The following is a 12,877-nucleotide window of genomic DNA, read 5'->3' as shown; positions in this document are numbered from 1 at the left end:
AACACCGCCTTACGGCGGTGTCTTTTTACTGTCATTAAAATCGTTATTATTCAGCTACAATGCTTACTTTAACAACGGCTTTAACTTCAGTGTGCAATTGGACGTCAACTTCGAACTCACCAACGTTGCGTAGAGCACCGTTTGGTAGACGAACTTCAGACTTAGCCAATTCTTCACCAGCAGCAGAAACTGCTTCAGCGATATCGCGAGTACCGATAGAGCCGAATAGTTTGCCTTCGTCACCAGCTTTAGAAGCGATTGAAACGCCTTCTAGAGCAGCTAACTTAGCCGCACGAGCTTCAGCAGCAGCTAATTCTTCAGCCATTTTGGCTTCTAATTCAGCGCGACGAGCTTCGAATACTTCTACGTTAGCTTTGGTAGCAACTACCGCTTTGCCTTGTGGCAAAAGGAAGTTACGAGCGTAGCCAGCTTTTACAGAAACTTGGTCACCTAGGCCACCAAGGTTTGCGATTTTATCAAGCAAAATAATGTTCATTACTTTTCCTCTTAAATTCAGTTATGAATTGCTTACCGGCTTACTTATGTAAGTCAGTGTAAGGCAACAGAGCTAAGTAACGAGCACGCTTGATTGCAGTGGCTAGCTGGCGCTGGTATTTAGCGCTAGTACCAGTGATACGACTCGGTACGATTTTACCGCTCTCTGTGATGTAGTTCTTCAAAGTAGCGATGTCTTTGTAATCGATCTGAGTAACACCTTCAGCGGTGAAACGACAGAACTTGCGACGACGAAAATAACGTGCCATGGGTTAGTCTCCTAACTTATCAATTCTATAGAATCTGCGTGTAACATGAGTTTGCCATTGCCATCTCGAGCTTGTTGCCAAGCGAGAAAACCTTGCACCTTCACATTACAGCCTGATGTCAGTTTTGCGCAGGCACCTTGTAGATGCTTGCCGCTTACCACTACTCTAATCGGACAAAAAACCTGTCGATTCAAGCCTGCTTGTTGTTGCTCACTGCGATGCTCAAGTTGCAACACTGTGTGGGGAATTCCCGCTGCACTGGTTACTTGCCTTGGGGCTGACGCTATGGTGCCGACAATAAGCAGATGATTAGTGGTCACGTAAAAACTTACTCAGCGCTCGCTTCTTCAGTGGTTGCTGCAGGCTTGTCTTGCTGTGGAGCAGGACGGCGGCTTTCACGCTCTTCTTTGGCTTTAGCCATAGGAGAAGCTTCAGTTACTGCGTCTTTTGCACGGATAACCATGTTGCGCAATACTGCATCGTTGAAACGGAAAGCAGTTTCCAATTCAGCGATAGATTCTGAAGTTGCTTCTGCGTTAAGCAGAACGTAGTGGGCCTTGTGCAGCTTGTCGATAGGATAAGCCAGTTGGCGACGACCCCAGTCTTCCAAGCGATGGATAGTACCGCCAGCTTCAGTGATGATGCCGGTGTAACGCTCGATCATGCCAGGTACTTGTTCACTCTGGTCAGGGTGAACCATAAATACGATTTCGTAATGACGCATTTAAAAGCTCCTTACGGGTTAATCAGCCTCGTTCTGGGTTCAGTCAGACCGCTAAGAGGCAAGGAACAAAAGATGTGTGACTGATTCAAGCGGCGAATAGTACAGAAAAGCGCCAGCAAGTTCAAGCGCTATTCACGCAGATTTAGCGGTTAATTTCCCACTGGTTGGCGTTTTACTTTGGTGTTGAGTGAAGTATTATAGCCAGCTGTCTTAAACCTGATACATCAGTGAATACTAAAGCTAATAAATGAAACTGCGTTGCCTGTTACCTTTAATCCTTGTTGCCACTCCAGCGTGGGCTATCGTGCCCCCTGAATATGAGGATCCAGAAACTCCTTTCAGTGCCGAGGTTGAGTTTGGCTTGCAGGTCACATCGGGTAACACCACCGCATCATCGGTCAATGGTCGCACCAAGCTCATTTATGAAACCGACGACAACAAGCAAGAAGGCAACTTGCGAGCCTACTTTGCCTCGGACTCAGAAAAAACCACCGCTGAACAGTATCAGGTTCAATTTCAGTCGGATCACAAGTTTTCCGATGGCGACTATTTGTATGGTCGTGGCGATCTAAGTTGGGATACCTTCGGCTCGTTTACCAAACAATACATTGTATCGACCGGTTACGGTTTTGACGCCATTAAGACCCGCAAATCAAAACTGAGCTTTGAAGCCGGTCCCGGTTATCGTTACTCTTTGCCAAATGTGAGTACCGAAGTGCCGGATCCACACCCGACCCGAGAAATCATTTTCCGTGCGGCGTCTAAGTTTGAGCAAAAGCTGCAACAATACACCACCTTAAACGCCGACCTAACCACTGAGGTGGGTCAGGAAAACACCGTAACCACGCTCGATTTGAGCTATAAAAACTTGTTCTTTAGAGACTGGGCATTAAAAGTGGGACTATTCGTCAGACACAATAAGGTGGTTCCAGCGGACAGTAAAAGAACCGACACCGTCACCACCATTAATTTGTTGTATACCTTTGAATAACTCGCGTTCAGTAAATCGCGTTGAGTAACTGGCTCTAGCGTCGTTGTCGCAGCGCTTCAAACAAACAAATACCGGTTGCCACGGACACGTTTAAGCTCGACACGCTGCCCAGCATAGGAATGGACACTAAAGTGTCACAGCTTTCTCGAGAAAGACGGCGCAGTCCTTTACCTTCAGCACCCATAGCAATGGCCAATGGCCCTTTTAGGTCGGCTTGATATAGATCGCAATCGGCTTCTCCAGCGGCCCCCACAATCCACACGCCTTGCTGTTGCAAGTGGCGCATGGTTCTCGCTAAGTTAGTCACCGCCACCAGCGGCACCACTTCAGCAGCACCCACCGCCACTTTGCGAACCGTTGGCGTAATGCCTACCGATTTGTCTTTTGGCACTATAACCGCAGCGACGCCCGCGGCGTCGGCATTGCGTAAACAAGCGCCAAGATTATGGGGATCGGTTACGCCATCTAGAATCAGTAACAGCGGCTTATCGGTTTGCTTGATGATGAGGTCTAGGTCGTTCTCATTAAGTGGCTTGGCTTCTTTTATTCGAGCGATAACGCCCTGATGCTGGCTTGAGCCTGCTTTATCATCCAAGGTTTTTCGAGCCGCTTGTTGCATGGGAATGCCAAATTGGCTGGCTAAGTCGATGAGCTGGTTTACTCGTTCGTCTTGGCGTCCTTTTAAGCACCATAGCTCTATCACTTGCTCGGGCTGTCTTTCTAAAATCGCTTGAATTGCATGAAGACCAAATACCCATTGTTGCTTACTCATAACTGTTTAACTCTTTTATTTACGTCGCTTATTTGCGCCGTTTAGATGACTTAGATTTAGAGGACTTAGATTTAGAGGGCTTAGCCGGCTTTGAGGCGGACTTATAGCTGCCTTTTCCCGTCGAGCTGCGACGTTTCTTTGTTGAACTGCTGGATTTGCCAAAATTGCCTTTTCGCAGTTGCGCTCGAATTGAGCCGGTTTTGTTACCGGTGTTGCTGGTTCGGCCCTTGCTCGCCTTAGCTTTGGCGTTGTCGGTGAGCACCATGTCGATTTGCTTATCGTCTAGGTTGACCGCAGCGATTTTCACCGACACAGTATCACCAATGCGATAACTGCGGGCCTGGCTTTCACCCACCAACATTTGTCGACCAGAATCGAATCGGTAGTAATCGTTGGCCAAACTGGAGACGTGCACCAGCCCGTCAATGAATAAGCCTTTAAGGCGAGCAAAAAAGCCAAAGCTGGTGACCGAGGCTATCACCGCCTCAAACTCATCCCCTATGTGGGCTTGCATATACTCACACTTTAGCCAATCTGAGACTTCGCGAGTGGCGTCATCGGCACGGCGTTCTGTGGTTGAACATTGCAAACCTAACTCGTCGAGCTCTTCGATTTGATACAGGTAGCCGCCGTCTCTCGTCCAGTTTTCAGTGAGCGCTTTACCGGCTTTCTGAGCGGCTTCTCGGTTAACCAAATAGCGAATGGTTCTGTGCAGCTGCAAATCAGGATAACGCCTAATGGGTGAGGTAAAGTGGGCATATTGCTCCAGTGCCAAACCAAAGTGGCCGTCATTGTCGGCCGAGTATATGGCTTGACTCATGCTGCGTAACAGCATGATTTGGATAAGCTCGGCATCGTCGCGGCCCTTAATGCGCTCAAGCAATTCAGAATAATCGGCCGGAGTTGGCTCTTCACCGCCACCCAAATTAAGGCCGCGCTCGTTAACGAACTCTCTAAAGCTGCTGAGCTTAGTTTCTGAAGGCGGCTGATGGACTCGATATAAGGTTTCCGCTTTATGGCGTTTAACAAAGCGCGCAGCTGCGACGTTTGCGACAATCATGCACTCTTCAATGATTTTATGAGCTTGATTGCGACTGCGGGGCACAATGGCTTCAATTTTGCGCTCGTCATTAAAAATAAACTGGGTTTCTTCAGTTTCAAAGGCGATTGCGCCGCGCTCTTCCCGAGCAGTCACCAAGGCAAGATACAGGTCTTGCAGTACATGTAAATGTGGCAAAACGGCTTGCAGGTCTTGGTTTGTGCTGCCCTCGGTGAGCGCCTGCGCAACTTGCTCGTATATCAGCCGCGCATGGGAATGAATGACCGCGGGGTAGAACTTAAAGCCCGACAGTTTGCCTTGAGCGGTAATGGTCATTTCACACACCATCGCCAGCCGGTCCACTTTAGGTTTCAGCGAGCATAAGCCATTGGATAATTTTTCCGGCAGCATTGGAATCACTTGCGATGGGAAATACACCGAATTGCCGCGGGCTATGGCTTCCTCATCCAGCGCTGAGCCTTTTTTAACGTAGTGGCTGACATCGGCAATGGCGACCCACAAGCGCCAACCGCTGCGCTTTTTCTCGGCATAAACCGCGTCATCGAAATCGCGAGCATCGCTGCCGTCGATGGTGACAAACGGCAAATGACGCAGGTCTTGGCGATTGCCTTTATCGGTTTCGCTGACCTCGTCGCCAAGCTTTCGTAGTTGGCGGTCAATGCGGGTATTCCATTGATGCGGCAGATCGAAATTACGCAGGGCAATGTCAATTTCCATGCCCGGTGCATTTTGTTGCCCAAGCACCTCAACTACTTCGCCTTTGGCTGCCATAAAGTGGGTTGGCCGCTCTCGAATTTCCACCACGCAAATGTCACCGGGGTTAGCGCCGTTTGCCGCCCCTTTCTCGATAATAATATCTTGCGGAATGCGCTTATCTTGCGGCGTGATAAAGGCGATGCTGCCCTGAGTGTGGTAGCGCCCCACGATGGCGGCTTTTCTGGGCTCAAGCAGCCTGACCAAGCGAACTTCTTGGCGGCCGCGTTTATCATGGCCAATGGGTTGCGCCATGACCTTGTCGCCGTGAAAGTACTTAGCCATGCAGCGGTTCGATATGAATAAGTCTTGGCCGTCTTCTTCGGGACGCAAAAAGCCGAAGCCGTCTTTATGACCCAGCACTGTGCCTATGATCATATCCATCCGCTCCGGCAGCGCATAGCTTTTGGCGCGGGTAAATATCAGCTGACCATCTCGCTCCATAGCGCGCAAGCGACGTCGCAACCCTTCCCACTGCTCTTCGTCGGTAAGCGCTAACGAGATACCGATTTGCTCACGGTTCATCGGCGCGGATTGGCTGCGAAGAAGATCGAGAATGAATTCTCGGCTAGGAATGGGGTTTTGATACTTTTGTTGCTCACGATCGAAATGGGGATCTTTGCTCATATGCTCTCGGCTTAGCGGGTAGGAAAGCTCAATTATAAGGCAAAAGAGGCAGTTAGTGATATGACGGCGGCGATTTTTTGCTGATTGACCTGTGAAATAGGCTCGCTATAGTAATGAGCGGATTACAAAAATAACAAAGGAATAACCATGAAAGCCCTTCTCGCCCCGGTTGCGTTGGCCGTTATCTGCCAGTTTGGTAGCGTTCACGCCGCTGAAGTCGTTTCGGCCAGCACCGCCGCACAAGAACAATCCCAGCTATCAGAGAGCCAAAAACTTAACCAGCTGTTTGCTGATCACGAAGCTGATACCCTCGAGCTCAACCCAATTGTTGCCACCATGCGTGGCGATATGCGTTTTAACGATCAATGGGGCGATGCCGGTACCAAGGAGCATGACGCCAAAGTTGAGGCCATGAACCTCAAATACTTGGCCGCGATTCAAGCCATCGATGAAAGCAAGCTTTCTGGCCAAGATAAAATCAGCTATCAAATCTTTTCTTATAACATGCAGATGTGGAAAGAAGGGCAAGATTCCGGCGCTAATGCTACCCAAGAATTAATGCCGCTGACCCAGTTTGGCGGTGGTCCTATGTACCTGCCACAAATGAGCAACGGCATGTTGGGGCAACCTTTTGCAACAGTGGAAGATTATGACAACTGGAACAAGCGAATCTCCGGCTTTGCCCCTTATGTTGACCGTGTTATCGCTAAGATGCGTGAGGGTGCCAATAGCGGCGCGGTGCTGCCTACCGTGCTTGCCCAAAAACTGCTGCCACAGGTGCAAACTTTAGCCGCTGATTCCGCTGAAACCAGCTTGTTTTGGGGCCCTATTACTAAGCTGCCGGAATCCTTTAGCGATGCCGATAAAAAACGCTTAACCGACAGCTATAAAGCTATTATCGAGCAGCAAGTGTTACCTGCTTATGCCCGTTTAGCCGAGTTTATCGAGAAAGACTACTTACCTAAAACTCGCGATACCGACGGCATTGGTGCCATTCCAAATGGCAAAGACTTGTATCGCTACTTGGTTAAGCAAAATACCACTACCGATTTAACCGCTGAAGAAATTCATGAAATTGGCTTAAAAGAAGCGCAACGGTTATTCAACGAAATGAAGAAGGTCAAAGCCCAAGTTAAGTTCGACGGCGACATGCCAGCCTTTTTCGAATACTTAGAAACCGACCCGAAATTCTATTGGGATACGCCTGAAGAAATGATTGCGGGCTACGAGGCGCTTCGAGATAAAATCGACCCCACCTTAGACAAGTTGTTTAACGTTCAACCTAAAACCAACTACGTCATCAAAGCGATTGAGCCGTTTCGCGAGCAATCTTCCGCGGCGGCTCAGTATTACCGAGGCTCTCCAGATGGGAAGCGCCCAGGTGTATTCTACGCCAACACCTATGATCTGAAGTCACGACCTAAGTGGTTCATGGAAACCTTATCGATTCACGAAGCCTCTCCCGGCCATCACTTCCAAGTATCCATAAACCAAGAAGCGGGTAACTTGCCGGCATTTAGACGCTACGGTGGTTATACCGCTTACATTGAAGGTTGGGGCTTATATGCAGAAACGCTTGGCCTCGAGCTTGGCATGTACACCGACCCCTACCAATACTTCGGCATGCTGTATGCGCAAATTTGGCGGGCAAACCGGCTAGTGGTGGATACCGGCTTACACGCAAAGGGCTGGACGCGCGAACAAGCGATTGAGTTCATGCAATCGAACTCACCCATATCCGAGACCGACGTGGTGGCAGAGGTTGAGCGTTACATGGCAATCCCAGGACAGGCGCTTGGTTACATGATTGGCCGCATCTCATTGCAAAAGATGCGCGAAAACGCACAGCAGCAATTGGGTGATAAGTTTGACGTGCGCGAGTTCCACCGCCAAATCTTGGTGGATGGCGCCATGCCTCTAAAAATCCTAGAAGCCAAAATGCAAGCTTGGGTCGATAGCCAAAAGTAGCAAAGGGACGTACCCCAATATACTTTCAGCTAAAAGGGTACGTCCCCGCTGAACAGGGGTACGTCCCCGATATACTTTCGGGTAGTGGGGTACGTCCCCAATGGAAGCTTGGGTAATAAAAAAGGAGAACGTAAGTTCTCCTTTTTTGGTTCGAGCTGTTTGCTTAGCTTGCGAATGGGTGGCGCAATATCATGGTTTCAACGCGATCGGGGCCGGTTGAGATGATGTCTACTGGAGTTTCCAGTAGCTCTTCGATGCGCTTAATGTAGTCACGCGCTTGCTGCGGCAATGCGTCAAACTCGGTAACACCGAAGGTGTTTTCACTCCAGCCCGGCATGTACTCATATACAGGTTCAACCTGCTCATAGCCTTCTGCGGCCATTGGCGGTACGGTTGCTACTGAGCCATCTGGGTACTTGTAGCCTACGCAGATGCCCACTTGCTCTAAGCCGTCCAATACGTCCAGTTTGGTCAAACAGAAGCCGGATATGCTGTTAATTTGCACGGCGCGGCGCATGGCCACGGCATCTAACCAGCCTGGACGGCGCTTACGGCCGGTGGTGGCGCCAAACTCATGGCCTTTAACACCCAAGTGCTCGCCAATTTCATTATCCAGCTCGGTCGGAAACGGTCCTGCGCCAACACGCGTGGTGTAGGCTTTAATAATACCTAAAACGTAATCCAGATGACGTGGGCCAAAGCCTGAGCCTGTGGCTACACCACCAGCGGTGGTATTCGACGAGGTAACGTAGGGGTACGTACCGTGATCAATATCCAATAACGTGCCTTGAGCACCTTCAAACATGATGGCATCACCATTACGGCGAGCTTGATCAAGCAATTCAGTGACATCGGCAACCATAGCTTTGAGTGTGTCGGCAATGGCCAATGCGTCATCCAAAGTCTTTTGATAATCCACCGCTTCTTCGCCATGGAATTCAGTCAGCATAAAGTTATGATAGGTCATCACTTCTTTAAGCTTTTCTGCAAATAACTCGGGGTTGAATAGATCGCCTACGCGCAAACCGCGACGACTGACTTTGTCTTCGTATGCTGGTCCAATACCACGTCCAGTGGTGCCAATGGCTTTGTTACCACGGGCACGTTCTCTGGCCATATCAATGGCAACGTGAAATGGCAGAATTAACGGACAGGCTTCAGAAATAAGCAAACGCTCTTCAACCGGTACACCACGCTCTTTAAGCATGGCAATTTCTTTAAGTAAGGCTTCTGGAGACAATACAACACCGTTGCCGATGATGCATTTTACGTTGGAACGAAGAATACCTGATGGAATTAAGTGAAGTACGGTTTTCTCACCTTCAATCACTAAGGTGTGTCCCGCATTATGGCCGCCTTGATAACGAACCACATACTTTGCTTGATCGGTTAACAGATCAACTACTTTTCCTTTACCCTCGTCACCCCATTGGGTACCGAGCACCACTACATTTTTGCCCATTTTTCGCTGCACGCTAGGAATTAAAACGGGAGTTTAGCAGAAGAAAGCGAGTTTTTTCCACCGCTTTTAGGAAAAAATGAACAATATACAGGCGCCACTAACCACCAAAACGCCACCAAAACGACGTAGGCCGTTGGTATCCATTTCCGCGATTTGTTGAATCATGCCACGCCACTTGTTTGGAAACAACATGGGGCCAATTCCTTCAATGATGAGCACCAGCCCAGTGGCGAGTATCCAATAATTTTGAGCCATGATTTTACCTCAATAAAAAAGCCCGGACGGTTAAGTTCCGGGCTTTGATTCGCTATTCGCAATTACTTGTTAGATGACAGACTACCATCGCTGTTCTTCATAAAGCGGAAGAAGTCGCCTTCAGGAGAAACCAACATCACATCCTGCTTACTGTTGAAGGACTCTTGGTAAGCGTCCATTGAGCGTAAGAAAGCAAAGAACTCTTGGTCTTTCTGATAAGCACTTGCATAAATGTTGGCAGATTCCGCATCCCCTTGACCGCGGGTGGTTAAGGCTTGTCGTTGTGCATCTGCAATCATTACGGTAATGCGAGCGTCGATTTCAGCACGAATCACTTCGGCTTTCTCTTTACCTTGAGAGCGATGCTCCTTCGCCACTGCTTGGCGCTCAGCACGCATCCGCTGGAAGATCGAGTTACTAACTTCACGAGGTAAGTTAATTTGCTTAACCCGCACATCCACAACTTCAATTCCCAAGTCGGTGGCACTTTCAGAGGCCGAGCTTAGCGCTTCCTCTTGAAGCTCGTCACGGCTACCAGAAACGATGTCTTTAATGGTGCGTGAACCAAACTCACTGCGAAGTCCGTTATTGATCTTACTTTGCAACAGGGCTTCAGCTGTTAGCTTGTTACCGCCGTTGGTGGATAAGTAGAACTGACGGAAATCACGAATGCGCCACTTTACAAACGAGTCGACGATTAAGTCTTTTTTCTCGCTCGTGACAAAGCGGTCTGGCTGACCATCTAGCGTTTGAATGCGCGCATCCATAATACGCACGTGGTCGATCGCTGGAATCTTAAAATGGATTCCCGGTGTGTAAACTCGAGCACCGTCTTGATCTTCAATTAACTTGGAGAAACGGGTCACAACCGCGCGTTCACCTTCATTAACCACGAACAACGAGTTCAGACCAAGCCCAAGTATGATAGCGATGATAATAATTCTTGCTGGATTCATAACTTAGTTTCTCCCCTGACGATCACCGCGCATACCACGTGTGCTGGTGCTGTTCACGGTCGAGTTTTGGCCAACATTGCTGACAGGCTGTTGCACGTTGCCCATATTCGGCATCATTTGCATGGTCGACTGTTGATTATTCATCATTTTATCGAGCGGTAAGTACATTAGGTTGCCGCCAGCGCCTTCGCTGTTATCAAGCAAGACTTTGCTGGTGTTACCATATACTTTCGCCATCGCTTCAATGTACAAACGATCGCGAGTTACCTTTGGTGCCGCTTGATATTCAGGCAGTAGCTTCTCAAAGCGTGCCACCTTACCTTCAGCTTCCAAAATCACCCGTTGTTTGTAAGCATTGGCTTCTTGCTCCATACGCTTCACGGTACCACGAGCTTTCGGCTCGCGCTCACGAGCATAAGCTTCCGCTTCACGAACAAAACGCTCTTCATCTTCTTGTGCTGCAATGGCGTCATCGAACGCGTCTTTCACTTCTTCCGGTGGACGAGCCGCCTTAAAGTTGACGTCGGTTACGGTTAAACCAAGGTTATAAGGTTCAATGATGCGCTCAAGTTCAGTTCGGGTATCTTGGCGAACCTTTTCACGACCGGTGGTGAGAATGTCATCCATCTCGGTATGACCAATCACGTATCTCAGCGCCGAATCCAAGGCTTCGCTCAAACTTTCGTTGGCGTCGGTAACGCTAAACAGATAACGATAGGCATCGGTGATTCGGTATTGAACTTCCATTTCAACCCGCACTACGTTTTCGTCTTCGGTCAGCATGCTGCCGTTGGCCGGAATACTGGCTACTCGACTGACGTTCACAGGAATGACTTCATCAACAAAGGTTGGACGCCAACCGAGACCTGGCCCAGTTTCCTCGATGTATTGACCGAAGCGAAGAACCACGCCGCGCTCTGCTTCTTGGATGGTGTAGAAACCTGAAGCACCCCAAATAACCGCGGCGAGAACAAACAGCACCACCACGCCAAGGCCGCCAATGTTGCTGCCGGAATTGCGGCCCGAGCCGCCTTTACCGCCACCAAATTTTTTGGCTAAGTTTCGAAAAATATCGTCTAAATCCGGTGGTCCTTGATTCTTATTACCACCGCCGCTTCCCCAAGGGTCATTTCCCTTGTTGCCGGGCTCATTCCAAGCCATTCAATACTCCAATACGTGGAAATGTGAAATTTATAAATTATCAATCAGTTACTTTATCAGTCTCAGAGGTCTGGATAAAGTCTTGTAGCATTCCATCACTTTGCTTTAGCAATCGTTGCCACTCCATGTCTGGCAAACGAATCGTCACCGAACAGTTCCCTTGTTCATCATAGTTCTGTTGTTGAACGATATCCAAATTCATGAATCGTCCAATAACCTGACTGTGTGACGGAGGCACCAGCAATTCGATGGTTTTGATTGCTTGCCCTAGCCGCTCAGTTAATGCCTGCTCGATCAGCTCTAAGCCTAATCCTTGTTGAGCCGAAACCCAAACCCGGATTGGTAAACCTTGATCGTCATAATCAATTTTAGGCTTAACTTCATCCATTAGGTCAATTTTATTGCAAATTAACAGTTGCGGTATCTCTTCTGCATCTAACTCTTCAAGCACCACTTGAACAGAATGCATGTTCTCGCCCATGTTGGCATCGGCAGCATCAATAACATGCAATAAGATGTCTGCTTCCCGAGTTTCCAACAATGTCGCCTTAAATGCCGCCACCAAATCGTGGGGCAAATGACGAATGAATCCAACCGTATCCGCCAAAATACACGGACCTACGTCCTCAAGCTCCACCCGTCTTAAGGTAGGGTCGAGCGTCGCAAACAATTGGTCTGCGGCGTACACCTCACTGTTGGTGATGGCATTAAACAAAGTCGACTTGCCGGCATTGGTATAGCCCACCAGAGACAAGGTTGGAATTTCCTTACGTTGTCTGGCGCGACGGCTTTGTCCTCGTTGTTTAGATACTTTATCTAAGCGCTTTTGGATCGATTTAATTCGCTCTCGCAGCAAACGTCTGTCGGTTTCAAGCTGGGTTTCTCCGGGCCCACGCAGACCAATACCGCCTTTTTGGCGCTCCAAGTGAGTCCAGCCTCGAACCAGTCGAGTGGACAAATGGCGTAACTGAGCCAGTTCAACTTGCAGCTTACCTTCGTGGGTGCGCGCACGTTGAGCAAAAATATCCAAAATGAGTGTCGTACGATCCAACACCCTGCAATGACACACGCTCTCAAGATTACGTTCTTGAGCTGGACTGAGCGCATGATTAAATATCACCACATCGGCATCAGTTGCTTTTACCGTTGCCGCGATTTCTTCAGCTTTACCAGATCCAACGTAGTATTTCGGGTGAGGTGATTTTCTACTGCCACCAACGACACTCACCGCAGTAACGCCTGCGGATTGAACTAATAATTCCAGTTCTTTGAGATCTTCGCGGTCGCTTTCGTCAGAAAAGTCGATATGAACAAGGACGGCATTTTCGCCGCCCTCATGACGATCAAACAAGCGTTTTCGCTCCTAATAGTTTGGGCTAAAAAC

The 12,877-nt window shown here is 48.9% G+C and carries 13 protein-coding genes; 2 read left to right on the top strand and 11 right to left on the bottom strand.

Features of this window, described 5'->3' with window-relative positions:
* Positions 1-46: 46 nt before the first annotated feature.
* From rplI to rpsF, 4 genes are read right to left on the bottom strand one after another with little or no spacing between them, the layout of a single operon-like run.
* A complete protein-coding gene (gene rplI, locus CLC91_RS01310; RefSeq protein WP_095497147.1) occupies positions 47-496 on the bottom strand; it encodes a 50S ribosomal protein L9 in 450 nt (149 codons plus the stop codon).
* Positions 497-536: 40 nt separating this feature from the next.
* Positions 537-764: a 30S ribosomal protein S18 gene (gene rpsR / locus CLC91_RS01305; protein WP_095497146.1), complete on the bottom strand. Its 228-nt coding sequence runs from the start codon at positions 762-764 to the stop codon at positions 537-539.
* 11 nt (positions 765-775) lie between these two features.
* Positions 776-1,084, bottom strand: coding sequence for a primosomal replication protein N (gene priB, locus CLC91_RS01300; RefSeq protein WP_095497145.1), 309 nt, complete (start codon positions 1,082-1,084; stop codon positions 776-778).
* 8 nt (positions 1,085-1,092) lie between these two features.
* Positions 1,093-1,488: a 30S ribosomal protein S6 gene (rpsF, locus tag CLC91_RS01295; RefSeq protein ID WP_095497144.1), complete on the bottom strand. Its 396-nt coding sequence runs from the start codon at positions 1,486-1,488 to the stop codon at positions 1,093-1,095.
* A gap of 247 nt (positions 1,489-1,735) precedes the next feature.
* Between rpsF and CLC91_RS01290 the strand changes: the two genes are divergently transcribed.
* Complete coding sequence (locus CLC91_RS01290) at positions 1,736-2,479, top strand: DUF481 domain-containing protein (RefSeq protein ID WP_095497143.1); 744 nt, start codon at positions 1,736-1,738, stop codon at positions 2,477-2,479.
* Between the two features lie 34 nt (positions 2,480-2,513).
* Here CLC91_RS01290 and rlmB read toward each other — a convergent pair whose 3' ends face one another.
* Positions 2,514-3,251: a 23S rRNA (guanosine(2251)-2'-O)-methyltransferase RlmB gene (gene rlmB / locus CLC91_RS01285; RefSeq protein WP_095499857.1), complete on the bottom strand. Its 738-nt coding sequence runs from the start codon at positions 3,249-3,251 to the stop codon at positions 2,514-2,516.
* A 28-nt stretch (positions 3,252-3,279) separates the two neighbouring features.
* The gene (gene rnr, locus CLC91_RS01280; protein WP_095499856.1) at positions 3,280-5,691 is read right to left on the bottom strand and encodes a ribonuclease R; all 2,412 of its coding nucleotides are present in this window, start codon (positions 5,689-5,691) and stop codon (positions 3,280-3,282) included.
* 147 nt (positions 5,692-5,838) lie between these two features.
* Between rnr and CLC91_RS01275 the strand changes: the two genes are divergently transcribed.
* Positions 5,839-7,659 (top strand): DUF885 domain-containing protein, encoded by a 1,821-nt coding sequence (locus tag CLC91_RS01275; RefSeq protein ID WP_095499855.1) that lies wholly within the window; start codon positions 5,839-5,841, stop codon positions 7,657-7,659.
* Between the two features lie 163 nt (positions 7,660-7,822).
* On the opposite strand, the gene CLC91_RS01270 is transcribed toward CLC91_RS01275, so the two are convergent.
* The 5 genes from CLC91_RS01270 to hflX form a co-directional block, all read right to left on the bottom strand.
* Positions 7,823-9,121 (bottom strand): adenylosuccinate synthase, encoded by a 1,299-nt coding sequence (locus CLC91_RS01270; RefSeq protein ID WP_095499854.1) that lies wholly within the window; start codon positions 9,119-9,121, stop codon positions 7,823-7,825.
* Between the two features lie 66 nt (positions 9,122-9,187).
* On the bottom strand, positions 9,188-9,376 hold the full coding sequence (locus CLC91_RS01265) for a DUF2065 domain-containing protein (RefSeq protein ID WP_095499853.1): 189 nt from the start codon (positions 9,374-9,376) through the stop codon (positions 9,188-9,190).
* A gap of 62 nt (positions 9,377-9,438) precedes the next feature.
* Entirely contained in the window at positions 9,439-10,332 is an 894-nt protein-coding gene (hflC, locus tag CLC91_RS01260; protein ID WP_095497137.1) for a protease modulator HflC, read from the bottom strand.
* Positions 10,333-10,335: 3 nt separating this feature from the next.
* Positions 10,336-11,493 (bottom strand): FtsH protease activity modulator HflK, encoded by a 1,158-nt coding sequence (hflK, locus tag CLC91_RS01255; RefSeq protein ID WP_095497136.1) that lies wholly within the window; start codon positions 11,491-11,493, stop codon positions 10,336-10,338.
* 40 nt (positions 11,494-11,533) lie between these two features.
* Positions 11,534-12,844 carry a ribosome rescue GTPase HflX gene (hflX, locus tag CLC91_RS01250; RefSeq protein ID WP_095497135.1) on the bottom strand — a complete coding sequence of 437 codons (1,311 nt, stop codon included), beginning with the start codon at positions 12,842-12,844 and terminating at the stop codon, positions 11,534-11,536.
* Positions 12,845-12,877 lie beyond the last annotated feature (33 nt).

The sequence above is a fragment of the Paraferrimonas haliotis genome, from assembly GCF_002282895.1.
GTDB lineage: Bacteria > Pseudomonadota > Gammaproteobacteria > Enterobacterales > Shewanellaceae > Paraferrimonas > Paraferrimonas haliotis.
This window is presented reverse-complemented; position numbering and strand designations above follow the sequence as displayed.

What these genes read in the sequence shown, in the direction of transcription:
- rpsF (WP_095497144.1), bottom strand. Translation starts at nt 1,488, where the DNA reads ATGCGTCATTACGAAATCGTATTTATGGTTCACCCTGACCAGAGTGAA.
- CLC91_RS01275 (WP_095499855.1), top strand. Translation starts at nt 5,839, where the DNA reads ATGAAAGCCCTTCTCGCCCCGGTTGCGTTGGCCGTTATCTGCCAGTTT.
- CLC91_RS01270 (WP_095499854.1), bottom strand. Translation starts at nt 9,121, where the DNA reads ATGGGCAAAAATGTAGTGGTGCTCGGTACCCAATGGGGTGACGAGGGT.
- rnr (WP_095499856.1), bottom strand. Translation starts at nt 5,691, where the DNA reads ATGAGCAAAGATCCCCATTTCGATCGTGAGCAACAAAAGTATCAAAAC.
- rplI (WP_095497147.1), bottom strand. Translation starts at nt 496, where the DNA reads ATGAACATTATTTTGCTTGATAAAATCGCAAACCTTGGTGGCCTAGGT.
- CLC91_RS01290 (WP_095497143.1), top strand. Translation starts at nt 1,736, where the DNA reads ATGAAACTGCGTTGCCTGTTACCTTTAATCCTTGTTGCCACTCCAGCG.
- rpsR (WP_095497146.1), bottom strand. Translation starts at nt 764, where the DNA reads ATGGCACGTTATTTTCGTCGTCGCAAGTTCTGTCGTTTCACCGCTGAA.
- CLC91_RS01265 (WP_095499853.1), bottom strand. Translation starts at nt 9,376, where the DNA reads ATGGCTCAAAATTATTGGATACTCGCCACTGGGCTGGTGCTCATCATT.
- hflK (WP_095497136.1), bottom strand. Translation starts at nt 11,493, where the DNA reads ATGGCTTGGAATGAGCCCGGCAACAAGGGAAATGACCCTTGGGGAAGC.
- rlmB (WP_095499857.1), bottom strand. Translation starts at nt 3,251, where the DNA reads ATGAGTAAGCAACAATGGGTATTTGGTCTTCATGCAATTCAAGCGATT.
- hflC (WP_095497137.1), bottom strand. Translation starts at nt 10,332, where the DNA reads ATGAATCCAGCAAGAATTATTATCATCGCTATCATACTTGGGCTTGGT.